General features: G+C 54.7%; 30 protein-coding genes. 26 read left to right on the top strand and 4 right to left on the bottom strand.

The genetic code is table 11. The features are described 5' to 3' along the window. Positions 1–18 precede the first annotated feature (18 nt). The 12 genes from fabG to H7U36_RS13535 all read left to right on the top strand — a co-directional run bounded on the left by fabG (position 19) and on the right by H7U36_RS13535 (position 9,970). Complete coding sequence (gene fabG / locus H7U36_RS13480) at positions 19–759, top strand: 3-oxoacyl-[acyl-carrier-protein] reductase (RefSeq protein WP_205156330.1); 741 nt, start codon at positions 19–21, stop codon at positions 757–759. After that, positions 759–1,997: a beta-ketoacyl-ACP synthase II gene (gene fabF / locus H7U36_RS13485; RefSeq protein WP_191493718.1), complete on the top strand. Its 1,239-nt coding sequence runs from the start codon at positions 759–761 to the stop codon at positions 1,995–1,997. The genes fabG and fabF overlap by 1 nt, the downstream gene beginning before the upstream one ends. A gap of 16 nt (positions 1,998–2,013) precedes the next feature. Then, positions 2,014–2,523, top strand: a complete 510-nt coding sequence (accB, locus tag H7U36_RS13490) for an acetyl-CoA carboxylase biotin carboxyl carrier protein (RefSeq protein ID WP_191493715.1) — start codon at positions 2,014–2,016, stop codon at positions 2,521–2,523. A gap of 16 nt (positions 2,524–2,539) precedes the next feature. Beyond that, positions 2,540–2,968 (top strand): 3-hydroxyacyl-ACP dehydratase FabZ, encoded by a 429-nt coding sequence (gene fabZ, locus H7U36_RS13495; RefSeq protein WP_138303892.1) that lies wholly within the window; start codon positions 2,540–2,542, stop codon positions 2,966–2,968. Between the two features lie 33 nt (positions 2,969–3,001). Beyond that, on the top strand, positions 3,002–4,357 hold the full coding sequence (locus H7U36_RS13500; protein WP_138303945.1) for an acetyl-CoA carboxylase biotin carboxylase subunit: 1,356 nt from the start codon (positions 3,002–3,004) through the stop codon (positions 4,355–4,357). Positions 4,358–4,359: 2 nt separating this feature from the next. Beyond that, positions 4,360–6,081, top strand: a complete 1,722-nt coding sequence (locus tag H7U36_RS13505) for an acetyl-CoA carboxylase carboxyltransferase subunit alpha (RefSeq protein WP_138303890.1) — start codon at positions 4,360–4,362, stop codon at positions 6,079–6,081. A gap of 9 nt (positions 6,082–6,090) precedes the next feature. Then, on the top strand, positions 6,091–7,209 hold the full coding sequence (locus H7U36_RS13510) for an NAD(P)H-dependent flavin oxidoreductase (protein WP_138303888.1): 1,119 nt from the start codon (positions 6,091–6,093) through the stop codon (positions 7,207–7,209). Between the two features lie 14 nt (positions 7,210–7,223). Beyond that, a complete protein-coding gene (locus tag H7U36_RS13515; protein WP_138303886.1) occupies positions 7,224–7,679 on the top strand; it encodes a MarR family winged helix-turn-helix transcriptional regulator in 456 nt (151 codons plus the stop codon). 242 nt (positions 7,680–7,921) lie between these two features. Continuing rightward, entirely contained in the window at positions 7,922–8,191 is a 270-nt protein-coding gene (locus tag H7U36_RS13520) for a PadR family transcriptional regulator (RefSeq protein WP_243426773.1), read from the top strand. Between the two features lies 1 nt (position 8,192). Next, positions 8,193–8,762 (top strand): DUF1700 domain-containing protein, encoded by a 570-nt coding sequence (locus H7U36_RS13525; protein WP_243127224.1) that lies wholly within the window; start codon positions 8,193–8,195, stop codon positions 8,760–8,762. A 42-nt stretch (positions 8,763–8,804) separates the two neighbouring features. Then, positions 8,805–9,224, top strand: a complete 420-nt coding sequence (locus tag H7U36_RS13530) for a PPC domain-containing DNA-binding protein (RefSeq protein ID WP_205156331.1) — start codon at positions 8,805–8,807, stop codon at positions 9,222–9,224. Between the two features lie 17 nt (positions 9,225–9,241). Beyond that, entirely contained in the window at positions 9,242–9,970 is a 729-nt protein-coding gene (locus tag H7U36_RS13535; protein ID WP_138303880.1) for an NAD-dependent protein deacylase, read from the top strand. Here H7U36_RS13535 and H7U36_RS13540 read toward each other — a convergent pair. After that, the gene (locus tag H7U36_RS13540; RefSeq protein ID WP_191493713.1) at positions 9,957–10,553 is read right to left on the bottom strand and encodes a putative ABC transporter permease; all 597 of its coding nucleotides are present in this window, start codon (positions 10,551–10,553) and stop codon (positions 9,957–9,959) included. The two genes, H7U36_RS13535 and H7U36_RS13540, sit on opposite strands and share 14 nt — an antisense overlap. 142 nt (positions 10,554–10,695) lie before the next feature. Here H7U36_RS13540 and H7U36_RS13545 point away from each other — a divergent pair, with 142 nt between their 5' ends. Then, entirely contained in the window at positions 10,696–11,331 is a 636-nt protein-coding gene (locus H7U36_RS13545; protein WP_191493712.1) for a cysteine peptidase family C39 domain-containing protein, read from the top strand. A 63-nt stretch (positions 11,332–11,394) separates the two neighbouring features. Here the strand turns inward: H7U36_RS13545 and H7U36_RS13550 are convergent, their stop codons facing one another. Continuing rightward, positions 11,395–12,075 (bottom strand): RraA family protein, encoded by a 681-nt coding sequence (locus H7U36_RS13550; protein ID WP_138303874.1) that lies wholly within the window; start codon positions 12,073–12,075, stop codon positions 11,395–11,397. Positions 12,076–12,102: 27 nt separating this feature from the next. Further along, positions 12,103–13,281, bottom strand: a complete 1,179-nt coding sequence (locus H7U36_RS13555; RefSeq protein WP_205148204.1) for a pyridoxal phosphate-dependent aminotransferase — start codon at positions 13,279–13,281, stop codon at positions 12,103–12,105. 262 nt (positions 13,282–13,543) lie between these two features. On the opposite strand from H7U36_RS13555, the gene H7U36_RS13560 reads away from it, so the two are divergent. The 12 genes from H7U36_RS13560 to truA all read left to right on the top strand — a co-directional run bounded on the left by H7U36_RS13560 (position 13,544) and on the right by truA (position 23,685). Further along, positions 13,544–14,056, top strand: a complete 513-nt coding sequence (locus H7U36_RS13560) for a hypothetical protein (protein ID WP_205156332.1) — start codon at positions 13,544–13,546, stop codon at positions 14,054–14,056. Positions 14,057–14,077: 21 nt separating this feature from the next. Next, the gene (locus H7U36_RS13565) at positions 14,078–14,509 is read left to right on the top strand and encodes a DUF433 domain-containing protein (protein ID WP_205156333.1); all 432 of its coding nucleotides are present in this window, start codon (positions 14,078–14,080) and stop codon (positions 14,507–14,509) included. Beyond that, positions 14,506–14,916, top strand: coding sequence for a DUF5615 family PIN-like protein (locus H7U36_RS13570; protein WP_205156334.1), 411 nt, complete (start codon positions 14,506–14,508; stop codon positions 14,914–14,916). The genes H7U36_RS13565 and H7U36_RS13570 overlap by 4 nt, the downstream gene beginning before the upstream one ends. Positions 14,917–14,918: 2 nt before the next feature. Beyond that, the gene (locus H7U36_RS13575; protein ID WP_191493912.1) at positions 14,919–15,437 is read left to right on the top strand and encodes a peptidylprolyl isomerase; all 519 of its coding nucleotides are present in this window, start codon (positions 14,919–14,921) and stop codon (positions 15,435–15,437) included. Between the two features lie 36 nt (positions 15,438–15,473). Next, entirely contained in the window at positions 15,474–16,166 is a 693-nt protein-coding gene (locus H7U36_RS13580; protein ID WP_205156335.1) for a response regulator transcription factor, read from the top strand. Beyond that, complete coding sequence (locus H7U36_RS13585) at positions 16,163–17,227, top strand: sensor histidine kinase (RefSeq protein WP_205156336.1); 1,065 nt, start codon at positions 16,163–16,165, stop codon at positions 17,225–17,227. The genes H7U36_RS13580 and H7U36_RS13585 overlap by 4 nt, the downstream gene beginning before the upstream one ends. A 129-nt stretch (positions 17,228–17,356) precedes the next feature. Beyond that, complete coding sequence (locus H7U36_RS13590) at positions 17,357–18,121, top strand: ABC transporter ATP-binding protein (protein ID WP_205148202.1); 765 nt, start codon at positions 17,357–17,359, stop codon at positions 18,119–18,121. Beyond that, on the top strand, positions 18,111–20,156 hold the full coding sequence (locus H7U36_RS13595; protein WP_191493915.1) for an ABC transporter permease: 2,046 nt from the start codon (positions 18,111–18,113) through the stop codon (positions 20,154–20,156). Before H7U36_RS13590 ends, H7U36_RS13595 begins: the two co-directional genes overlap by 11 nt. 135 nt (positions 20,157–20,291) lie before the next feature. Continuing rightward, the gene (locus H7U36_RS13600) at positions 20,292–21,137 is read left to right on the top strand and encodes an energy-coupling factor transporter ATPase (RefSeq protein ID WP_408610364.1); all 846 of its coding nucleotides are present in this window, start codon (positions 20,292–20,294) and stop codon (positions 21,135–21,137) included. Continuing rightward, positions 21,122–21,985 (top strand): energy-coupling factor transporter ATPase, encoded by an 864-nt coding sequence (locus tag H7U36_RS13605; RefSeq protein ID WP_138303863.1) that lies wholly within the window; start codon positions 21,122–21,124, stop codon positions 21,983–21,985. Before H7U36_RS13600 ends, H7U36_RS13605 begins: the two co-directional genes overlap by 16 nt. Beyond that, entirely contained in the window at positions 21,986–22,810 is an 825-nt protein-coding gene (locus H7U36_RS13610; RefSeq protein ID WP_138303860.1) for an energy-coupling factor transporter transmembrane component T family protein, read from the top strand. It abuts the gene before it with no gap. Positions 22,811–22,896: 86 nt separating this feature from the next. Continuing rightward, complete coding sequence (gene truA, locus H7U36_RS13615; protein WP_138303859.1) at positions 22,897–23,685, top strand: tRNA pseudouridine(38-40) synthase TruA; 789 nt, start codon at positions 22,897–22,899, stop codon at positions 23,683–23,685. Here truA and H7U36_RS13620 read toward each other — a convergent pair. Further along, on the bottom strand, positions 23,682–24,152 hold the full coding sequence (locus H7U36_RS13620; RefSeq protein WP_138303857.1) for an LURP-one-related/scramblase family protein: 471 nt from the start codon (positions 24,150–24,152) through the stop codon (positions 23,682–23,684). The genes truA and H7U36_RS13620 overlap by 4 nt on opposite strands. Positions 24,153–24,520: 368 nt before the next feature. On the opposite strand from H7U36_RS13620, the gene H7U36_RS13625 reads away from it, so the two are divergent. Continuing rightward, positions 24,521–24,715 carry a hypothetical protein gene (locus H7U36_RS13625; protein ID WP_191493843.1) on the top strand — a complete coding sequence of 65 codons (195 nt, stop codon included), beginning with the start codon at positions 24,521–24,523 and terminating at the stop codon, positions 24,713–24,715. The last annotated feature ends 149 nt before the right edge of the window (positions 24,716–24,864 follow it).

Raw genomic sequence — 24,864 nt, forward strand, 5'->3', positions numbered from 1 at the left:
TCCGCCCTGTACGAGAAAATGTTAGATGGAAAGATTGCAGTAGTAACAGGGGCATCCCGGGGCATCGGAAGAGCCATCGCTCTGGAGCTGGCATCCCGGGGAGCTTTCGTGGTAGTCAACTACAACGGTTCAAAGGACCGAGCGGAGGAAGTAAAGAAGGAGATCGAGGCAGCCGGCGGAAAGGCTGAGGTGTACCAGTGCAATGTGTCTGATTTTGAGAAGTGCCAGGAGTTCATCCAGGACGTCATCAAGGCCTACGGAAGACTGGATATCCTTGTCAACAATGCGGGCATTACAAGGGACGGACTTCTGATGAAGATGTCTGAGGAGGATTTTGATAAAGTCATCGAGACAAACCTGAAGGGAACCTTCAATACCATCCGCTTCGCGTCCAGACAGATGCTGAAGCAGAGGAGCGGGCGCATCATCAACATGTCCTCTGTCGTGGGCATTGCCGGCAACGCGGGACAGGCCAATTATGCCTCCTCCAAGGCCGGTGTCATCGGCCTGACCAAGGCGGTGGCAAGAGAGCTGGCATCCAGGGGCATCACGGTGAACGCCATTGCTCCCGGATTTATTGAGACAGAGATGACGGCGGTCCTCTCTGATGCAGTGAAGGAGGCGTCTGTGGCCCAGATCCCTCTCGGAAGATTCGGAAAGCCGGAGGACATCGCGAAGACGGCGGCCTTTCTGGCTTCTGACGACGCAGGCTATATTACAGGACAGGTGATCCAGGTAGACGGAGGAATGGCGATATGATGAAGAGAAGAGTAGTTGTGACAGGACTTGGAGCGGTGACTCCCCTGGGAAATACAGCCCCCGAGTTCTGGGCAGGAGTAAAGGCGGGAAAGGTGGGCATCGCGCCCATCACCAAGTTTGACACGACAGACTATAAGGTCAAGCTGGCCGCAGAGGTGAAGGACTTTGTGGCAAAGGACAGGATGGATTTCAAGGCAGCCAGGAGAATGGAGGCCTTCTCCCAGTATGCTGTGGCAGCCGCAAAAGAGGCCTACGACGACGCGGGGCTTGACATTGAGAAGGAGGACTCCTTCCGCGCCGGCGTCATCATCGGCTCCGGGATCGGAAGCCTGCAGCAGGTGGAGTCCAGCTACGAGAAGATCAAGACAAAGGGCCCTAACAAGGTCAATCCCCTGATGGTGCCCCTTATGATCTCAAACATGGCAGCCGGAAATGTGTCTATCCAGCTGGGCTTCCGGGGCAAGTGCACCAACGTGGTGACAGCCTGCGCAACGGGAACCCACTGTATCGGAGACGCCTTCCGGGCTATTCAGTATGGTGATGCGGATATTATGCTGGCAGGGGGAACAGAGAGCGCCATCTGCGCCACAGGCGTGGCCGGATTTACCGCCCTCACCGCCCTCTCCACCAACCCGGACCCGGCCACAGCGTCCCGCCCCTTTGACAAGGACAGAGACGGATTTGTCATGGGCGAGGGAGCCGGCGTGGTTGTTCTGGAGGAGCTGGAGCACGCGAAGGCCAGAGGAGCGAAAATCTACGCGGAGGTTGTTGGATACGGCGCCACAGGCGACGCCTACCACATCACATCCCCGGCAGAGGACGGGGCAGGAGCAGCCAAGGCCATGGAGCTTGCCATGGAGGAGGCGGAGGTTGCACCTTCACAGGTAGAGTACATCAATGCCCACGGCACCAGCACTCATCACAATGACCTCTTTGAGACAAGGGCTATCAAGAAGGCCTTTGGCGACGCGGCCAAGGACGTGCTCATCAACTCCACAAAATCCATGATCGGCCACCTTCTGGGGGCAGCCGGCGGCGTGGAGTTCATCACCCTGGTGAAATCCGTGGAGGAAGGCTTTATCCACCAGACCATGGGAACCGTGGAGACGGACGAGGACTGCGACCTGAACTATGCGGTGGGAGCGCCGGTGGAGAAGGAGATCCACTACGCCATGACCAACTCCCTCGGATTTGGCGGGCACAACGCGACACTGCTGATCAAGAAATACGAAGAATAAAAAGAGGTGCGAGATCATGGAATTTGAGAACCTGTTAAAACTGATCCAGGCAGTCTCTGACTCAGAGCTGACCGGGCTGAAATATGAGGAGAAGGGCGTCAAGCTCCATCTCACAAAGGAAAAAGAGACCATCGTCACAGCTGTGCAGACAGCGGACAGCCCCGCGGCCTTCGCGGCGGGCGCCGTGGCAGCTCCGGCCGTCCAGGTAGCGGCCCCTGCAGCGGCTTCGGCGGCAGCTCCCGGGTCTGCGCCGGCACAGGCGGCATCGGAGGAGACGGCCACAGAGCCCTCTGGCAAGATCGTGAAGAGCCCCCTGGTGGGAACCTTCTATGCGGCTCCTGCTGAGGACGCGGATCCCTATGTGTCTGTGGGAGACACGGTGAAGAAGGGGCAGGTTATGGCCATTGTGGAGGCCATGAAGCTGATGAATGAGATCGAGAGCGACTTTGACGGGACAGTGGAGGAGATCTACGTGGAAAACGGCCAGGCCGTAGAGTACGGACAGCCTCTGTTCCGCCTTTCATAGGAAGGAGACAAAGAGCATGAACCATTTGGATATCAATCAGATCAAAGAGATCATTCCCCACCGCCATCCCTTCCTCCTTGTGGATTATATCGAGGACTATGAGCCGGGACAGTTTGCGGTTGGCTATAAATGCGTTACATACAGAGAGGATTTCTTCAAGGGACATTTTCCCCAGGAACCGGTGATGCCCGGTGTGCTCACTGTGGAGGCACTGGCCCAGGTAGGGGCTGTGGCTATCCTGAGCAAGGAGGAAAACAAAGGAAAGATCGCCTACTTCGGAGGCATCAACAAATGTAAATTTAAAGGGAAGATCGTGCCGGGAGACAAGGTAAAGCTGGAGACAAGGATCATCAAGGCCAAGGGGCCTATGGGAATTGGTGAGGCAGTTGCCAGTGTGGACGGCAAGGTGGTAGTCAGCGCGGAGCTGACCTTTATGGTAGGCTAGACCGGACGGGAGGAATAGATAGAAATGAGCCAGATGATTAAGAAAGTACTGATCGCCAACCGGGGCGAGATCGCGGTCCGCATTATCCGGGCCTGCCGGGAGATGGGCATTGAGACAGTGGCCGTCTACTCGGAGGCCGACAGGGAGGCCCTCCACACACAGCTTGCGGATGAGGCAATCTGTATCGGGCCTGCGCCCTCCACGGAGAGCTATCTGAGTATGGACCGGATCATCAGCGCCACCATCATTTCCGGCGCTGATGCCATCCATCCGGGATTTGGCTTCCTCTCTGAGAACAGCCGGTTCGCGGAGCTGTGCGAGCAGTGCAACATCACCTTTATCGGGCCCGGGTCAGACGTCATCGCCCGCCTGGGAAACAAGCAGGAGGCGAGAAACACCATGATGGCCGCCGGTGTCCCCGTGATACCGGGCAGCAAGGAGCCGGTGTACGATGCGAAGGAGGGCGCCAGGATCGCAGACGAGATCGGCTATCCGGTTATCGTGAAGGCGGCTCTGGGAGGCGGCGGAAAGGGTATGCGCGTGGCGAATACGCCGGAGGAGTTCGAGAGCAGCTTCCAGACAGCCCAGAAGGAGACTCAGATGGCCTTTGGGGACGACACCATGTACATCGAGCATTTTGTACAGCATCCCCGACACATCGAGTTCCAGATCCTGGCGGACAATTACGGACACGTCATCCACTTGGGAGAGAGGGACTGCTCCATCCAGAGAAATCACCAGAAGATGATCGAGGAGTCCCCCTGCGACGCCATCTCCGATGAGCTGAGGCAGAAGATGGGGGAGGCCGCTGTCAGGGCAGCCAAGGCGGCGGGCTATGTCAATGCCGGCACCATCGAGTTCCTCCTTGAGAAGAACGGCAATTTCTATTTCATGGAGATGAACACCCGGATCCAGGTGGAGCACCCGGTGACCGAGTGGGTGACAGGGATCGACCTCATCAAGGAGCAGATCCGCATCGCCTCCGGAAGAGAGCTCTCCTACAGGCAGGAGGATGTGAAGCTCAGCGGCCACGCCATCGAGTGCAGGATCAACGCAGAGAACCCGGAAAAGGGCTTCCGCCCCTCCCCGGGTACCATCACGGACATGTACCTGCCGGGAGGCAAGGGCATCCGCATCGACTCCGCCATCTACAGCGGGTACACCATTCCCCCCTACTATGACTCCATGATCGCCAAGCTGATCGTGTGGGCCAAGAACAGGGACGAGGCCATCCGCAAGATGAGGAGCGCCCTCGGCGAGGTCATCATCGAGGGGATTGACACCAACGTGGACTACCAGTACGAGATACTGAACAACCCGGACTACATCGCCGGAAACATAGACATCGAATTCATCGAAGAGCTTGAGAAAGCCCGGAAAGAAGCGTAAAAATGAAGTTAGAAAACATGTTTAAAAAGACCAGATCCGGCTCTGCCAGAAAGGGCTACATCTCCCTGCGGGAGAGGCGGCCTGAGGTGCCGGAGGGACTGCTGCGCAAGTGTAACAAGTGCGGCAGCGCCATCATCGCCGAGGATGTGAAGCGCGGCTATTATATCTGTCCCAAGTGCGGCGGCTATTTCCGCGTGCACGCCTACCGGCGTATTGAGATGATCGCCGACGACGGGACCTTTGAGGAGTGGGACAAGGATCTTGTGGGCGCCAACCCCATGGACTATAAGGGCTATCCGGAGAAGCTGGCGGCTGTGCAGGAGAAGACGAAGCTGAAAGAGGCGATTGTGACAGGAAAGGCCGAGATCAATGGCCTGGAGACTGTGATCGGCGTCTGCGACGGGCGTTTCCTCATGTCAAGTATGGGGGAGGCCGTGGGCGAGAAGATCGCAAGGGCTGTGGAGCGGGCTACAAAGGAGCGCCTTCCGGTCATCCTCTTTGCCTGTTCCGGAGGAGCCAGGATGCAGGAGGGCATCACCTCCCTCATGCAGATGGCCAAGACCTCTGCAGCCATCAAGCGCCACAGCGACGCGGGACTTCTCTACATTTCTGTTCTGACAGATCCTACCACCGGGGGCGTGACGGCCAGCTTTGCCATGCTGGGAGACGTGATCCTGGCGGAGCCCAAGGCCCTCATCGGCTTTGCCGGCCCCAGAGTCATCGAGCAGACCATCGGCCAGAAGCTGCCAAAGGGCTTCCAGAGATCCGAGTTCCTGCTGGAGCACGGCTTCATTGACCGCATCGTGGAGAGGGAGGAGATGAAGACAGTCCTCTCCGAAATTCTTCAGATGCATCAGAAGACAGGCGCCCCCAGGAGAGAAAAGAGAGACATGCAGCCTGAGCGGCCTGAGGCGGAGACAGCGGCAGGGGAAGAGGAGGACGAACTTTCCGCATGGGACAGAGTCCAGATCTCCCGCATGAAGGACCGCCCGGTTGGCTCTGATTATATCCAGACTCTGTTTACAGACTTTATGGAGTTCCACGGGGATAGATATTTTGCGGATGACAAGGCCATTATCGGAGGCATAGCCAGGTTTCACGGTCAGCCTGTGACAGTCATTGCGCAGGCCAAGGGAACGACCACAAAGGAGAATATAGAGCGCAACTTCGGTATGCCCTCGCCGGACGGATACCGCAAGGCTCTCCGTCTTATGAAGCAGGCGGAGAAGTTCGGCCGGCCGGTCATCTGCTTTGTGGACACGCCGGGAGCCTTCTGCGGCCTGGAGGCCGAGGAGAGAGGGCAGGGCGAGGCCATTGCCAGAAACATCTATGAAATGTCCGGCCTGCGGGTGCCGGTGCTCTCCATCATTATCGGGGAGGGCGGCAGCGGCGGCGCCCTGGCTATGGCAACGGCGGACGAGGTGTGGATGCTGGAGAATTCCATCTACTCCATCCTCTCGCCGGAGGGCTTTGCCAGTATCCTCTGGAAGGACAGCACGAAGGCGAAGGAGGCGGCAGGTGTCATGAAGCTGACAGCCCATGACCTCTACAGGGCGGGCATCGTGGAGAAGGTGTTCCCCGAGCCGTCCCACTACACTGTGCTGAATCTGGAGGAAGTGACAAACCGGATTTCAGAGAGCATAGATGAGTTCCTGGAGAAATATGAAAGCATGTCAGCCGAGGAGCTGACCCAGAGGCGGTATGAGCGTTTCCGCCGGATGTAGGAGTGCTGTATGGAAATAAAACCATTGAAACTGGGCGAGAGAGAAGCCAGGCTGCCACTGATACAGGGCGGCATGGGAGTGGGGATCAGCCTGGGCGGCCTGGCTGGCGCAGTGGCCAGAGAGGGCGGCGTGGGCATTATCTCCACCGCTCAGATTGGCTTCCGGGAGCCGGATTTTGACAGGGACTCCCTGGGAGCCAACCTGCGGGCCGTGAAAAAGGAGCTTGACAGGGCCCGGGCCATTGCGCCTGAAGGAGTAATCGGCTTTAACATCATGGTGGCCAGCCGGTGCTATGAGGAGTACGTGAAAGCTACCGTGGCGGCGGGAGCGGACATCATCATCTCCGGAGCCGGGCTTCCCATGGACCTGCCAAAGGCAGCGGCCGAGGCGGCCAGGGAGGCGGGAAGAGAGACAGAGCCTGCTCTGGCTCCCATTGTCTCCACGGAGAAGGCGGCCCGTGTGGTTCTCCGGTACTGGGATAAAAAGTACAAGAGGATGCCGGATCTTCTCGTGGTGGAGGGGCCTCTCGCGGGAGGACATCTGGGCTTTACCAGGGAGCAGCTGGATCAGTTTGTGGAGCCGGGCCAGGCGGCATCGGAGGAGATTTCCCCTGCCTACGAGGAGGAGATACGGGCCATCTTTAAGACGGTTCTCTCCTTTGAGGAAAAGTATGAGACAAGGATCCCGGTGGCCCTGGCCGGCGGCATTGACAACCGGGAGAGGGCCCGCAAAGCCTTCGATCTGGGGGCGGACGCCATTCAGGTGGCCAGCCGGTTTGTCACCACAGAGGAGTGCGATGCGGACATCCGGTACAAGGAAGCCTACATCCGGGCGGGAAAAGAGGACATTGTGATTGTAAAAAGCCCGGTGGGCATGCCGGGGAGGGCCATCCGGAACCGGTTTATGGAGCGGGTCATGGGCGGAGAGAAAATTCCCCACAGCCCCTGTCACAGATGCCTCCACACCTGCAATCCCGCCGAAATTCCCTACTGCATTACAGACGCCCTTGTCAGTGCGGCAAAGGGAGATGTGGAGAACGCCCTTCTCTTCTGCGGGGCAGGTGCCTGGAAGGCGGACAGGATTGAGACAGTCAGAGAAGTGATCCAGTCACTTTTTATAGGATCATAGAAAGGAAAATGTTCATGGAAGATGCATACAGGGCCATTAACGATATTCTCGTAGGTCTGTTCCACGAGTTATGGGAGCTGGAGGAGAAGGCCATTATCACAGAGGATTTCAAGGATCTGACAAACAATGATATGCACGTCATAGAGGCCATCGGCCTGGGAGAGGGGAACAACATGTCCTCCATTGCCAGGAAGCTGAATATCACCGTGGGCTCTCTGACGACAGCCGTGAACAGCCTTGTGAACAAAGCCTACGTGGAGCGCCGCCGCAGCGAGAAGGACCGGCGTGTGGTCTATGTCAGGCTGACGGAGAAGGGTGTCAAGGCCTACCATCACCACGAGGACTACCATCGCCAGATGACCCAGGCCATCATAAGTAAGCTCTCCGAGGACGAAATTCCTGTCCTTGTGAAGACCCTGGAGGGACTGGAGGAGTTCTTCAGAGGGTACAGCGGAGAGACGGGACAGTAAAATTTAGAGACGAAAACAGAGGGAAGAGTGCCAGGAGAGGTACTCTTCTTTTTTTATCGGGGAAGCAGTATAATAGTACTGCTTTTTAAAAGGTATTATTTTTGAAAATATACTATTGACAATGCATATACTGCGTAGTACGATGTATATGCAAATGAAACAGTAGTGAGGTGAACAGGATGAATTTGGACAAATGGAAATCGCAGATAGTGAGGGGGACGCTAGAGTACTGTATTCTGCTCATGCTGAATAAAAAAGTATATTATGGATATGAGATTTTGCAGGAATTAAGCAAATATCCTATCATTTCTTCAACAGAAAGTACGGTATATCCTTTGCTGAGGCGATTGCAGAAAGAAAACTATCTTCAATCTATATGGCAGGAGTCGGCAGAGGGACTGCCGCCACGCAAATACTATTCTTTGACGGCGGAAGGGCAGGAATATCTGGAGGCAATGAATAAGGAATGGCAAAATTTGTTAAATGTCATGTCAGATCTGAAAGGAGAATAAAATGATGGATACTACATTTGAAAAATACTTGGATACTGTTGATAAAAGCTTAAAGCCGCTTCCAACTTCTGAGAGAGTGGATATTGTAAAAGAGATAAAAAGCTCTATCCTGGAAATGGAAGGCGACAATCTTACGACAGAACAGATATTGAGCAGATTAGGAAGCCCGAAGGATCTCGCAAAAGCATATCTTGGCGATTTGCTTTCCAAAGAAAGCGGGTTTAGCTGGAACAGGCTGCTGATGGTCTGCGCGTTTTACAGCGGAGTAGGACTTACCGGGATGTTTGTTATTCCGTGTCTTGCGATCATGGCTCCGGTATTTATCCTTTGCGGTATTGCAAGTCCGGTTTTGATGGCTGTGAAACTTGTGGATTACATTTGGCATCTCGGATTGCCCTATGTGGAAAATATGGGAATATTTACGGGGATGATGGAATTAAATCCTATTGCAGAATTTGTGATAGCGCTTGTAGTAGGTGTATTCCTCTGCCTTGCAGGGCGTGGCTGCTGGAAGCTGTTGGTCGCATACTGCAAAAAGGTCGGCAAAACAAAATCTGATTTATCCATTTAGGCCGAAAAGTGGTACACTAAAAGAAGTAAAGGAGGCAGTATCATGGAATACAGAAGATTTGAAAATACCATTATCGCAAGAATTGACAAGGGGGAGGAGATCCTGGACAAGGTGAAGGAGATCGCCCTGAAGGAGAACATCAAGCTGGCGTCCGTCCAGGCCCTGGGGGCTATCAGCCAGTTTACAGTCGGCGTGTTCAAAACAGACGAGAAGAAATACCTGGCCAACGAGTTTGAGGGGGCTTTTGAGATCGTGTCCCTGACAGGGACTATCAACACTATGGACGGAGAGTTTTACGCCCACCTGCACATGAGCGCAGGCGATGAGAAGGGGCAGGTCTTCGGAGGCCATCTGAACCGGGCGCGGGTCAGCGCCACCTGCGAGATGGTCATAACAGTCATTCCGGGGAATGTGGACAGAAAATACAGCGAGGAGATTGGATTAAACCTATTTCAGTTTTAAGCGGAGGCGGTGATCGCATGTACGAGGAGGAAGTAAGAAAGCTGCAGGAGATCATAGATGACAGTGAGAGGATTGTTTTTTTTGGAGGGGCGGGCGTCTCCACGGAGAGCGGGATACCGGACTTCCGGAGCGCGGACGGCATCTACCACCAGCACTACAAGTACGCGCCGGAGCAGGTGGTGAGCCACAGCTTCTTTAAGGCCCACCCGGATGTGTTCTATGACTTTTACAAGGAGAAGATGATGTGTCTGGACGCGGAGCCCAATCCGGCCCACAGAAAGCTGGCCCAGCTGGAGGAGGCGGGGCGCCTGACGGCGGTTATCACCCAGAATATTGACGGACTCCACCAGAAGGCGGGAAGCAGGAAGGTGTATGAGCTCCACGGCAGCATTCACAGAAATTATTGCCAGAAGTGCGGCCGGTTCTACGATGCGGCCTACGTAAAGGCGGCTCCTGGCATTCCCAGGTGCGAGTGCGGAGGCGTCATCAAGCCGGACGTGGTCCTCTATGAGGAGAGCCTGGACGCGGTGACAATCCAGAGAAGCATCCAGGCCATCAGCGAGGCGGACACCCTCATCATAGGCGGTACATCCCTGGTAGTCTACCCGGCGGCCAGCTTTATCGACTATTTTCACGGCAGGCATCTGGTGGTCATCAACAAGAGCGCCACGGCCAGGGAGGTGGGTGCTGAGCTTACCATATCCGCTCCCATAGGAGAGATCCTGGGACAGATCACAGTGAAGTGATGCCAAAGCCCATGTTGGGGGAGAGAAAGGAGCAGGCCAGATCCAGAAGGAAAATGAGAAGAAGGGCGCCGCAGAGCACGTTCTTCTGAAGCTCTGACAGGCGCTGGAAACGGCTATCCAGCACAGGGGCGGCGATGTAGATGATGAAGAGGCCTCCTGCGCCGAAGAGGAGCAGTCCCTCCAGGCATACCCGGCCCTGTATCTGGAAGAGCATGCCGCTGTAGTTCCACCAGCGGACCCCGAACAGGGTTTCCAGGAAGAGGCCGGCGAAGTACTCCACCGTGCCGCACAAAAGCAGGATCAGGCCAAAGGACAGGAGAGGGCGGCTCCGCCATCTTTTCAGAAGCACGAGGATGAGCACGCCTCCTGTCCCATAGATGGGGAGCCAGGGGCCGGTCATGAAGCCCCTGTTGAAGAACATGCCGTCCACCACCAGGTGGAGGCCTACCTCCCAGAGCCAGCCTGCAAAGGAAAAGGTAAAGAACATGAGGATCAGGGAGGACGCAGAGTAGTCCGTCTGGTAAGACAGTCCGGGCTTGTGTGTGACCAGTATATTTTCCATGCGACCTATGGCAGCTCTCATAAAAATCCCCTCCTCAAAACTCAGAAAAAACAGTGTTTCTTTTTGTTGTCTCCAGTATAGGAGAAAGATATAAAGATAAAGAGCAGGAAATTATGAAGAATTTCGAAAGAATTTTATAGAAAAGATGAAGGGAAGACCGGCTATGGAAAGACATCTGGATTATTTTGAGATCGAGGGGGCCTACGGCGGGAACCAGGACTGGTTCACCAATATCGTCATGCACATTGGCGGCTGCGGGGCGGCCACAGCCTGCGATACCTGCATTTACCTGGCCCTGCGAAGAGGGATGACAGGTCTTTACCCGGGGGATGTGCGCCATCTCACAAAGCAGGACTACAAGGACTTCAGCATGAAGATGAAGCCCTACCTGAAGCCAAGAGCGGGAGGAATCGACCGGCTGGAGACCTATATAGAGGGATTTCAGGCTTATCTCAGAGATCTGGGAAATGAAGACGGAAAGGCCCTTGTCATGGAGCCCCTCCACGGGGAGAAGGACGTGGAGGAGGCCAAAGAGGCGGTGAGAAGGGAAATCGGCCAGGGGCTGCCGGTGCCCTGCCTTCTCCTCTATCACAGGGACAGAAAGCAGTTCGGGGACTTTACCTGGCACTGGTTCCTCCTCACCGGCTATGAGGAGAGAGGAGGGCGTTTTTATGTGACAGCAGCCACCTACGGGGAGGCGTCGGAGCTGGATTTTGAAGAAATGTGGGATACAGGCTACGAGAAGAAAGGGGGACTGGTGCTGTACTCCCTGGATGAAAAAACGAAAGACAGGCAGTAAAAAAGGACCGCACAGCGGTCCTTTTGATCTGGATGTATCTCAATGGATCTCCTGGTCTGTGAACTAGTCTACAAACTCAAAGCCAACCTTTTCCAGTGTCTCGTCAACCCATGGACGGGGCCACTCGCCGCGGGTGTGGATACCCTCCAGCTGTTTCTCCTCGCCTGCGTGGTAGGCTTTTGCCTTCTCAGCCAGCTCTTTGGCGAACTCAGGCCGGATGGCGATCAGTCCGTCGGAGTCACCGACGATGATATCGCCGGGATTGATGATGATGCCTGCGAAGGACACGGGGAAATTCATTTCTCCGGGACCGTTCTTGTATGGCCCGTTGGGGGTTACGCCTTTTGCGTATACCGGGAAATCCATCTGGCTGAGAGCGTAGCTGTCGCGCACGCATCCATCGATGATGATACCCGCCAGACCTCTGGATTTCGCGTAGCTGCTCATGATCTCTCCGCATAAGGAGCGGCTCATGCTGCCCTTGTTTGCCAGGACGATGACATCCCCCGGCTGAGCCATATCAAGTGCCTTGTGGAACAGGAGATTGTCTCCTGCCGGCGCGTTTACGGTGAAGGCGGTTCCCAGAAGGCGAGCCTTGGGATTTAAGGGATAAATGCTTGCGTCTACCGCAGCAATCCTGCCGCACTGGTCGTCAATGTTGGCTACCGGAATTCCGCGGAAGGCTTCCACCAGTTCCTTGGCCGGTCTCTCAAAGTTTCTCTTAATTCTGCATCCTACTGCCATGTTTCTAACCTCTTTCCTTTTGTTGCTTTATTTTTTCAGTTTTTCAACAGCGTCCTTAATCCTGCGGATTGCCTCCTGAAGATCCTCGTAGCTGCAGGAGTAGGACAGTCTCAGATAGCCTTCTCCCTCGGAGCCGAAAGCGGATCCGGGAACCATGGCCACCTTGGCCTCCTCCAGGAAGTACTCGGCCACCTCCATGGAAGGCATGCCCAGGCTCTTGACATTCACAAAGATGTAGAACGCGCCCTGGGGATTGTTGCAGCTGATGCCGTCGATCTCGTTGAGGGCTTTCACTGCGTAGTCCTTCCGTCTCTGATACTCCTGCCGCATAGCCTCCACATCGTCTGCGCAGTCCCGCAGAGCAGTGATGGCTGCATCCTGTACAAAGGAGGAAGCGCAGGTGATGGTGTACTGGTGTACTCTGACGCAGGCGGCGATAATGCCTTTGGGAGCACACATGTATCCGAGACGCCAGCCGGTCATGGAATAGGCCTTGGAAAAGCCGCCCAGTGTGATGGTTCTCTCCTTCATGCCGGGAAGGGAGGCAATGCTGACGTGTTTTGTGTCATCGTATACGAGCTGGCTGTAAATCTCGTCCGCCACGACAAGAAGGTCGTTCTTGATGGCGATCTGGCTGAGCTTTTCCAGAGTCTCTCTGGAGAGAACCCCACCTGTGGGGTTGCTGGGGTTGACGATGACGATCATCTTTGTCCTGTCTGTGATCTTGGACTCCAGCTCCTCCATGTCGATCTGGTAGTTGTTCTCCTCCTTCAGGCTGTATGTCACAGGGACAGCTCCCAGGGAGGAGGGAACGTGGATGTAGTTCAGCCATACCGGATTGGGGACAAGGACTTCATCGCCGTCCTCCAGGAAGGCTGCCATGGAAGCGTAGGTGGCTTCTCCGACACCCACTGTCACCAGAACCTCATCGGCCTCATACTGCACGTCGTGATGCTCGGTCTCCCACTTGGCGATCTCTTTTCTCAGGGCCGGTATTCCGTAGTTGGAGGTGTAAAATACATGTCCCTCCTTCAGGCTTTCATAGGCGGCCTCCTTGATCTTTTCCGGGGTGTCAAAATCCGGACGTCCGATCTCCAGATGAATGACATTTTCTCCTGCCTGCTGCATTTTCGTGGCTTTCTCCATCACCGCACGGATCTCGGAAAAAGGCAGGCTTTCCATACGTTTCGCTGTCTTGTACTCCATAGCTCTTCCTCCAAACTGAATTGCAAAATGTTTTGTAAACTTACTACTATAGAAAAATCGTATCATTAGAGGAAAGCAAAGTCAATTTCATAATTTGTATCTTTAATATTAAAAAAATTTATATTTAAAAGGTGAAGGATAGTTTTGTCGGAGTGCTGTAAGGAAATACGAGAGGGGTGATTATTGCGCAGGGGAAATGCTTGTGATATAATTTCTAAACAAGCAGAAGAAGACATATTTACAGAAAAGAGGTGGGAGACTTATGGATAAAAACAGTGTCTACAGCGATACACTTCTCCGTGCCTACAGCAGCGGGCTTTTGAAGATCATTTGGAATACAACAGGTTTTTCTATAGGGATCGATCCAAAAAGAAAAGATGCTGTTCCGGAATTAAGGGAGAAGGATTTTATTGATTATGCATTTTCAATTATTAAAATAGTTGTGGATCTGGCGGAAGAGAAAGAACTAAAGGGAATTCCGGACTGTGACCTTGAAACAGCCAAGAAAATCTATGAACAGGAAAGTGACTTAAAAGATCATCTCTATATAAAAAGAAACAGCAAGATCAATTGTTTCAAGCTTCTTGAAAGTCAGATCATTTCTTACAGAAATGAGGAAGATCCGAAAAAGACAGACGCAAATTCTGCGATCATAAAACTGGTGACAGAAAAAGATGATGAGGATGTGTCGTGGGCATTTGAAATTTCCAGAAGAGATCTCGGAGAGCTTATAAACAATCTGGCGGAACTTAAGGAAAAGATAGACGCTGTTTAAAAGGCGGAAAGGGCTGATAAAATGACAGAACTTTTGTTAAGAGATGATGGGAAGGCCTATTGCAGCACACTGCCCCGGCATATATATACATATAGAAGCAGAAACGAATTTCAATCCGGATTAAGTGCAGATTATCAGGAATATAATAAAACTATGAAAAAAAGTATTGTATTTCTGAAAAATGGAAATGGAAGCTATCAGGAGATAGACCAGTATTTTAGAAAAGTGGCCAAAGAATTTGACCGGATAGAGGTAGATGAGAAAAAATTGAGCGGTATGCCGTTGGTGAAGAATACAAGAATACCGGTCAGCCTTATTCTGGCATGTATGAAGGATGAAATGACACTGCAGGAAATCTGCAGGGAGTATGGCCTTGAGGAAGAAGATATAGTAGCGGCCATGGAATATGCAATTGAGATTTTGGATACTCCTTATCAGGAAGGATTGGAATGAAAGTACTATTAGATGAGAACATTACCCGGAAGTCTGTCTCCGTTCTGGAAAAATATGGGCACGATGTTATTCATGTGCTTGACAGGTTTGATCCGGGGAAAAAGGATGAAGATGTTTTTCAATTGGCTTTGAGGGAACAGAGAGCATTGATCACATTAAATGGAAAAGATTTTATAGTTTTTATCCCGCCAAGGTCATCTCTGACACTTCATTATGGACTGATCTGGCTCAGAGGATTTCAGGTCACAAATAAAAGCTATGAGTATGTGATGGATGCCATAGGCAGGTTTTTAAAAAATAAAGGTGATTTTATAAAAAATACATATTATGTTGTGAAGCGCGACAAGGACACTTATAAAATCATACAGCGATTTCCTAAAATAATAAACAATTCAGGAGGTAAATAAACATGGCAAACCCAATCGTTACATTTGAGATGGAAAACGGAGACATTATGAAGGCGGAGCTCTACCCGGAGATCGCGCCCAACACAGTGAACAACTTTATTTCCCTGGTGAACAAGGGCTTCTACGACGGCCTTATCTTCCACCGGGTCATCAGCGGCTTTATGATCCAGGGCGGCTGTCCGGACGGGACAGGCATGGGCGGCCCGGGCTACACGATCAAGGGCGAATTCAGCCAGAACGGCTTCGCCAATGACCTGAAGCACACGGAGGGAGTCCTCTCCATGGCAAGGGCCATGCACCCGGACTCAGCAGGCAGCCAGTTCTTTATCATGCACAAGACCTCTCCCCATCTGGACGGGGCTTACGCGGCCTTTGGAAAGATCATCGAGGGCATGGACATTGTGAACAAGATTGCCGAGACGGCCACTGACTACAGCGACAGGCCCCTGGAGACACAGCGGATGAAGAAGGTGACAGTGGACACAATGGGAGAGGATTACCCGGAGCCAAAGAAGGCGTAAGGGAAGACAGCGGGGAGTGTTTTTGTGGGACAGACAATGGAGAGCACATTAGAGAGACCAGCGGGGAGGATCTTCCTGGCGGAGGACGATGAGGGACAGAGGGAGGAGCTTCAGTATGCCCTGGAACGGGAGGGCTACCAGGTATTCCTGGCGGAGGACTTTGGACAGCTTGCCCAGGAGGCAGAACGGTTTGCGCCGGATCTGATCCTTCTGGACATCCAGCTCCCCGGCGGGGACGGCCTGGCCGCCTGCAGGCAGATCCGCAGCAGGAGCGATATCCCGGTGATCTTCATCACGGGGAGGGGCTCCTCCATGGACGAGCTGACCGGGCTTACCAGCGGGGCGGACGACTACATCACAAAGCCCTGCTGCGTCCCTGTGGTGATGGCCCGCATCCGGGCCGTCCTGCTGCGGTCCGGGAAAAAGGAGGAGCTCCACACTCTGACCGCAGGGGGCTGCACCCTGAACATTCTGGACGCCACAGTCACGGCCCGGGGAACGGCGCTTCTGACAAGAACGGAGCTTCGGATCCTGTACCTTCTCTTCCTCCACAGCGGCCGGATCGTGTCCAGGCAGGAACTGCTGGACGGGCTCTGGGACGACCACATTTATATAGATGACAACACTCTCAGTGTGAATATAGCCCGGATCAGGGAAAAGCTCAAGGACATCGGAGCCGCAGAGCTGATCCGCACGAGGAGAGGACAGGGGTATGAATTATGTGTTTGAACGACTATCTGAAAGATAAAATGCAGTTCCTTTTATTCCAGATCCTGTGTATGATGGCGGCGGCAGGCTTTTTCTGGGCGTGCAAGGTGAAGGCAGGGCAGATGGCCCTGTTTTTTGCTGCCTGGAGCTTTCTGCTGGCCGCCTTTCTTGGGATGGACTTTTACAGGAAAAAGAGATATTTTGACCAGGTGTTCGCAGCCCTGGAGCGACTGGATCAGCCCTGGCTCATCGGGGAGCTGCTGCCGGACTCCCCAAGGCTCACAGACCGGCTCCACCGGGAAATCCTCCGAAGAGCCGGGAAGTCCCTGGTGGATGAGGCCCGCCACCTGGAGAGGGAGCACAGGGAGTACAGAGAGTTTATCGAGGGATGGATCCACGAGGCGAAGAGGCCTCTTTCGGCCATCACGCTGGCGGCCACGGCAGGCGGGGCGGATGGCTCCCCTGCGCCCATGGCTGCGTCGCCCATAGCTGCGCCGCCCATAGACGGACGGCGCATCCAGCGGGAGGCGGAGCTTCTGTCGGCAGCAGTGGATAGGGCCCTCTTCTACGCCAGGTCGGACGGGGTATACCGGGACTATGTCATCCGCCGTATAAAGCTGCTCCCCTGCGTGTACGGGGCAGTGGACAGGTGCCGGTACTACCTTATGGACAACCATATGGAGATCCGGACGGAGGCGCCTGAGGACATGTCCGTCTACTGCGACGGCAAATGGCTGGAGTTTATCCTGGTGCAGCTTCTCATGAACGCGGTTCAGTATAAGAAGGAGGGGAGCGGGCTCATCCTCATCCGCGGGGAGAGCCTGCCCCATGGACAGAGCCTCACCGTGGAGGACAGAGGGATCGGCATCCCTCCGGAGGAGGTGGACCGGGTCTTCGACAAGGGATTTACCGGCACAAACGGCCGGGACAGGGGAGGCGCCACAGGCATCGGCCTCTACCTGTGCAAAAAGCTGTGCCGCCAGCTGGGGATGGAGATAGAGGCCTGGTCGGAGAGGGGATCCTGCACGCGGATCACTCTCCTCTTCCCCGACGGGGGCAGCCTCTTTACCAGAGATGAGTAAGGGGAGCGGGGCGGCCGGCCGAAGTCTTTCAAGATTGTAAGATTAGTGAAGTCTTTCATGCGGGCAGAGGACTCTCCCGCCTGTTATACTGACAGACATACAAGACAGCGGGAAAGGAGAGAACTGTTTATGCGGGAACTGATCCGTGTGGAAGACATTGAAAAATACTATGGGACAAAGGACAATCTGACCAAGGCCCTGGACCGGCTTTCCTTCCAGGTGGACAGGGGCGAGTTCGTGGGCATCATGGGGGCATCCGGCTCCGGAAAAACCACTCTTTTGAATGTGATGGCCACCATCGACCGGGTGACCAGCGGACACATCTGGTACGGCAGGGAGGATATTACAGCCCTTAAGGAGGAGCAGAAGGCGGATTTCAGGAAGAACAATCTGGGCTTTGTGTTCCAGGACTTCAATCTGCTGGACACCCTCACCCTGGGGGAAAATATTTCCCTGGCCCTGTCCCTCACCGGCAAGGGGAAAAAGGAGATACAGCAGCGGACGGAGGACATTATGGGCAGGCTCGGGATCCTGGAGCTGAAGGATAAATTTCCCTTCCAGGTGTCCGGGGGACAGAAGCAGCGGTGCGCCTGCGCCAGAGCCCTCATCAACCATCCGGCTATCGTCTTTGCCGACGAGCCCACCGGGGCGCTGGACTCCCGATCCTCCCGCATCCTTCTGGAGACGCTGGAGAAGATGAACCGGGAGATGGCGGTGACCATCCTCATGGTGACCCACGACGCCTTCTCTGCCAGCTGGTGCCGCCGTATTCTCTTTTTAAAGGACGGCCGGATCTTTCACGAGCTGAGGAGAGGGGAGAAAAAGAGAAAGGATTTCCTGAGCGAGATACTGGACGTCCTCTCCCTGACAGGAGGTGAGACGGATGCTGGGTAAGCTGGCGTTTCGGAACATGAAGCGGTCTCTTCGGGATTATTCCATATACCTCTTTACCATGATCCTCATCAGCGCCCTCATGTTCTCCTTCAACTCCATGATTTTCTCGGAAAATGTCCGGAGACTGTCGGCGGAGGCCGGCTTGTTTGGAGCCATGATCGGAGTGGCCACCTTTTTTGTGGTGCTCATCGTCATCTGGCTGATCCACTACATGGTGAAATTCATGGCGGGGAAGCGGAGCCGGGAGTTTGGTATCTACATGCTCCTGGGCTTTCACAAGAGACAGATCGCCAGGCTGTTCCTGCGGGAAAACCTCCTTCTCGGGGTAATCGCCTTCGCAGCCGGCATCCTGCCGGGACTCTTCCTGCAGCAGGTCATGCTGACCGCGATCTACGGTATGCTGGACATAAGCTATGACCTCTCCATGGACTGGGGCTGGGAGACCTTTGCCCTTACCGGGGGAATCTATTTTGGCTCCTATGTGCTGGCCCTTCTGCGGAACCACAGGCGGTTCCGGAGGATGGACATCCGGGACATGCTGGACGAGGAGAGAAGGGGCGAGGAGGCAGGTCAGGGAGGGGACCGCTCCTGGTGGATCTTTGCGGGCTCCCTTGTCTATTTTCTCATCTTTGCTTTTCTCCTTCTTGACGGACGGATCACCATGGAGACCGTGTGGCCTCTGCTGGCCGGCCTGTCGGCGGCTGTGTACGGCCTGTTCGCCGGCCTGTCCGGCTTCCTTGTAAAATACATCCGGGCAGGAGGAGCGGGGCTATGGCGCCATGAGCGCATTTTCGTGCTGCGCCAGCTGGCCTCCAAGGTGCGGACCATGCGGTTTACCATGGGGACTCTCACCATCCTCTTTGCCGCCGCCTTTGTGGGGGCCTCCTGCGCCCTCATGCTGAACCAGTTCCAGCTCACCCAGGCAGAGGAAAAGTGGCCCTTTGATGTGATGGTCTACAGCCCGGATCCAGGGTATGATTTCCGGCAGGAGGAGCAGCTGACAGAGGAGTACGCATCGGTGGAGTCCAGCCGCGTTTACCAGATCTACGAGAACGGGTCGTCCCGATGGAATGACTGGCTGGAGAGCCAGGAGACGGGAGCGGACGGGGCCTATTTCCACTATGATACCTACATGAAGCTGAGCGACTACAATGCCCTCCGGGCTATGCTGGGAAGGGAGCCGGTGTCTCTGGGGGATGGAGAGTACCTGGTGCAGACAAAGGAGCGGCTCCGGGAGAACGTAGAGCCCATGACGGAGAAGCCCCTTTCGCTCTCCGGCCCCGGCGGGGAGAGACAGGACTACACATGCGCCGGCATAGAGACAGGGGGCTTTGAGCAGAACGGCCACAACGGCGCGGATTACGTGCTGGTGGTGCCGGATGCGGCGGCGGACCGGATGCAGCCCTACTACGCCCTTTTTGCCGCTCAGGCACAGGGGCGGCAGGAGGGAGATAAAGAGAACCTGCGCTCCATGAGAGAGCTGCGGGCGGCTCTCATGGAGCTGGAGGGGGCCGCGGCAGGGACGGATGACTGGTACGGCTGGGAGGAGACGACAGAGGACTACGGCTACGGGTCAGATATCATGTACGTGTCTAACAGCTTTGTGCTTGTCCGGGAGCCGGAGACCTTTGACATGCAGTTCCTGCTCTCTACCTTCATGTTTCCACTCTTCTATATTGGTCTTGTCTACCTGTGTGTAGCTCTGACCGTGCTGGCTGTGCAGCAGCTCTCGGACGCGGCGAAGCACAGGAGACGGTACGACATCCTGCGGAAGCTGGGACTGGGGGATCGGGAGCTGTCGGGTCTGATCCTGCGGCAACTCTTCATCTACTATCTGTGTCCCTTCCTGGCAGCCCTGGCACTGGGGGCTATGTTCGCCGGGTATATCGGGGAAAATTTCGCCCGCTACTCCGGCGTGACGGCTCCGGCCTGGTCCTATTTCGGCCTGTCCGTTCTCCTCTTTACCGCCGTGTACCTGATCTATTTTGCTATGACCTACATAGAATTCAGGAGAAATGTCACGGTCGGCAGATGACAGAAGAGCCCGCGGAAATGAAAAGGAAGACGGCAAACCTTGCAAAATAGCGCATAATCACGTAAAATAAGACACAGTATGTAAATGCTGTGTCTTATTTTTATGGGAGAATGAAGAGCGTACATGAAAAAGGAAATGATCCAGACAGAGAAGCTTGTATTTGAATATGAAAAGAGAGACGAGGAGGGAGATGTCATCGGCACCTCCCGGGCCATCGACCAGGTGGACCTTGGGATCGAGGAGGGACAGTTTATCGCCATACTGGGCCACAATGGCTCCGGCAAGTCCACCCTGGCCAAGCATATGAACGCCATCCTTGTCCCCACCGGCGGGACCATGTGGGTGGACGGCATGGACACGAAGCGCCCGGAGAACCTCTGGAACGTGCGCCAGAGCGCGGGCATGGTGTTCCAGAACCCGGATAACCAGATCATCGGCACCGTGGTGGAGGAGGATGTGGGCTTTGGACCGGAGAACCTGGGCGTCCCCACGGATGAGATCTGGAAGCGGGTGGAGGACAGCCTGAAGGCGGTGGGCATGATCGAGTACCGGCACCACTCCCCCAACAAGCTCTCGGGAGGCCAGAAGCAGCGGGTGGCTATTGCCGGCGTCATCGCCATGGAGCCCAAGTGCATTGTCCTGGACGAGCCCACTGCCATGCTGGATCCAAGCGGCAGGAAGGAAGTCCTGAAGACTGTGCGGGAGCTGCGCCACAGGAAGCATGTGACGGTCATCCTCATCACCCACTACATGGAGGAAGTAATCTACGCGGACCGGATCTTTGTCATGGATCACGGCCACATTGTCATGCAGGGGACGCCCCGGGAAATTTTCTCCCAGGTGGACACCCTGAAATCCTACCGCCTGGATGTGCCCCAGGTGACCATGCTGGCGGATGAACTGAAGAAGCGGGGGCTGGATATTCCGGCCGGAATACTGAAAAAGGAAGAGCTGGTGGAAGCGCTATGTCGATTAAATTAGAACATGTAAACTATATATACAGCCCGGGCACGGCCTACGAGAAGAAGGCGCTGTCAGACATCTGCCTGGAGATACCCCACGGCGAGTTCGTGGGCATCATCGGCCACACCGGCTCCGGGAAATCCACCCTGACCCAGCACCTGAACGGCCTCATACGGGCCACCAGCGGGACGGTCTGGTACAACGGGGAAAATATTTACGGGGAAGGCTATGACATGAAAAAGCTCCGCGGCCAGGTGGGCCTGGTCTTCCAGTACCCGGAGCATCAGCTCTTTGAGGTGGACGTGCTGACAGATGTGTGCTTTGGCCCGAAGAATCAGGGCCTCTCCCCCAAGGAGTGTGAGCAGAGGGCGGCCCAGGCCCTGCGGCTTGTAGGGCTGAAGGAGAAGTACTGGAAATCCTCGCCCTTTGAGCTGTCCGGCGGACAGAAGAGAAGGGCGGCCATCGCCGGCGTCCTGGCCATGCGCCCCGGCGTCCTTGTGCTGGACGAGCCAACGGCCGGCCTGGACCCGAAGGGGCGGGATGAGATCCTGGACCAGATCGCCTATCTTCACAGGCAGAGCGACATGACAGTTATCCTGGTGTCCCACAGCATGGAGGATATCGCGAAATACGCGGACCGGATCATTGTCATGAATAAGGGGCAGATCCTGTACAACGATACTCCGAAGCAGGTATTTTCCCACTACCAGGAGCTGGAGAAAATAGGCCTTGCGGCGCCCCAGGTCACCTATATCATGCACGATATAAGGGAGGCCGGGTTCGATGTGGGGGTGACGGCCACCACAGTGGAGGAGGCTGCGGACGAGATCATGGAGGCAGTAAAGAAAAGGCGGGGGATAGGATAGATGATACGAGATATTACAATAGGACAATATTATCCGGCCCAGAGCGTCCTGCACCGGCTGGATCCCAGGGTGAAGCTGGTGGGAACCCTTCTCTACCTGATTTCCCTGTTTCTGTTTAACAGTATCCCCGGGTACCTGGTGGCCACTTTGTTCCTGGCCGCCATCATACGCATGTCAAAGGTGCCCTTTTCCTATATCATGAAGGGGATGAAGCCCATCATCATGCTGCTGATGATCACTGTGATCTTTAATCTCTTCCTCACAAGGGGGGGAGAGACCCTGTTCCACGCCTGGATCATTACCATCACGGAGGAGGGACTGCGGACAGCTGTGTTCATGGCGATCCGTCTGATCTACCTGATCGCAGGCTCCTCTCTTATGACCTTTACCACCACTCCCAATGCCCTGACAGACGGCATTGAGAGCCTTCTGCATCCCCTCAATAAGATACACGTGCCGGTTCACGAGGTGGCGATGATGATGTCTATTGCCCTCCGGTTCATCCCCATCCTCCTGGAGGAGACGGACAAGATTATGAAGGCACAGATCGCAAGGGGAGCGGACTTGGAGAGCGGGAACATCATCCAGAGAGTGAAAAATATGATCCCTATCCTTGTGCCCCTCTTTGTGTCCGCCTTTCGGCGGGCCAACGACCTGGCCATGGCTATGGAAGCCCGGTGCTACCGGGGCGGAGAGGGCCGCACGAAGATGAAGCCCCTGCGGTACAGGAGCAGGGACCGGATGGCCTACCTTGTCATGGTGATCTATGTGGTGGCTGTGTTTGTTATCGGAAGATACGTGCCCTTCCACATATGGATCTTCTAGAATGAATGTTCCGGGATGGTTTTTGGGGGATGGATTTTCCGGGTTATGTGTGATTGCCCCAGCATAGTTTAGAGAGGAAAAGAGACTTGAGACGGATAAAGCTGACAGTTGCCTACGATGGCACCAACTACTGCGGCTGGCAGATCCAGCCCAACGGGATCACCATTGAGGAGATTCTCAATAAAAAGCTCAGCGCGCTCACAAAGGAGGACATCCGGGTCATCGGGGCCAGCCGCACCGACTCCGGTGTCCACGCCCTGGGAAATGTGGCGGTCTTTGACACAGAGAGCACTATTCCCCCGGAGAGGATGGCGCTTGCCCTGAACCAGAAGCTGCCGGAGGATATCGTGATCGTAAAGTCCGAGGAGGTGCCGCTTTCCTGGCATCCCAGATACCAGGACCACATCACCAAGACCTACGAGTACCACATTTACAACGCCAGGACAGCCAACCCCATGAAAAAGCGCACCAGCACCTTTGTGTACGTGCCCCTGGATGTGGAGAAGATGAGGGAGGGGGCCGCCTTCCTTGTAGGCGAGCACGACTTTGCCAGCTTCTGCTGTATCCGCACCAACACGGAGGATACGGTGCGCTGTATCCACAGCCTGGAGGTGGAGGAGTTGCCCTGCACGGAAGGCGCTTTCTCCTACAGAGAGGCGGGGGCCAGAGAGATTGTCATTCGGGTCACAGGCAACGGATTTCTCTACAACATGGTCCGCATCATCGCCGGCACTCTGATCCGGGTAGGGCGGGGCTTTTACGAGCCGGAGAAGGTGAGAGAGATACTGGAGGCCAGAGTGCGCACCGAGGCCGGCGTGACAGCGCCGCCCCAGGGACTGGTGCTCATGGAGATACGGTACGGGGAGGAGCGCTAATTTCGGGAGCATTTCTCCGCATCGATAGCCAGAGTCAGCATGAGGGCGCACAGGGCGTCCCCGGGATCATCCACATCTATCACATAGGTGTCTGTCAGGTTGAGGAGCTGTTTAGAAATCCGGGCGATGCGGGCACCTGTCCCGTCCATGATACTGTAATCCCATTCGAGGAAATCTCCCTCCACATGCCAGCCGTTGCAATCGATGTTGTATCTTGGCTTCAGGAAGGAAAGCTCCTTGCTGATACAGCCGACACAGGTGTCTCCCCTGTACAGCTCGAACCTGGGCAGCAGGGAGAACACCTGCTCCTTTACTGTGCCCATCTCACAGCCCGAGGAGTCGAAAATCTTCAGACAGTGGCCCCAGGAAAGCTGTCCCTGTACCACATAGACCGTATTCCCTGCCTCGTCATAGATGTCATAGCTGTCAAACCATGAAAAAAGCCTCTGTTTAAAAAGCAGCTGCATAGATTTACCCTCCTGTCATTTGTCATGTCTGATTTTCTCCCATTATATTTGTATGCCCTGTATATAACAAGAAAAAAATCTCACAAAGATATCGCTCATATTTTGTGCACTATTTCGCCTTGCCAGTAATCATAATCACGTGTATAATGTAAACCACTCACAGAGAAGGTCATTTCTCTGAGGCTGCCTGGCAGCCATTCTTATTTACTATCATCCGGCGTTTGTCCGGGGCGGGTTCCGCCACATGAAATTCCTTTTTCTGAAGTCTGCAGACAGGTGAAAAGGTTGCAGTCCGTTGTTTTTATGTCTATAATGGAGGTGTGACATCTTTATGTGCACGACGAAAAAAGTAAACATGGTAAATGTGGATGACTCAGAATATCCCACTGCTGACCGGGAGTACAAGAAATGTGCTCTATCTTTCCATGAAAAATGACATTTCCTTCCTTGTCAGCGGCACCCTGAACCTGTACGAGCATCAGAGCACCTACAATCCCAATATGCCCATGCGGGGCGTGCTGTACTTTGCAAGGCTGTACGGGAAGATCATTGCCCGGCTTTAGTTTCCCGGCGGAGACAGAAAAATCGAAAAAAGGAGAAAATATCTCCGGCGTCTTGACATGTATAGATGACCGATATATTATATAGATAATCGATATATCGAAAATCTATATAATGAGTCCTGCCTGCGTGACAAATGGCAGGGCAAGGG

This window comes from Faecalicatena fissicatena, assembly GCF_016900595.1.
In the GTDB taxonomy this organism is placed as follows: Bacteria; Bacillota; Clostridia; order Lachnospirales; family Lachnospiraceae; genus Claveliimonas; species Claveliimonas intestinigallinarum.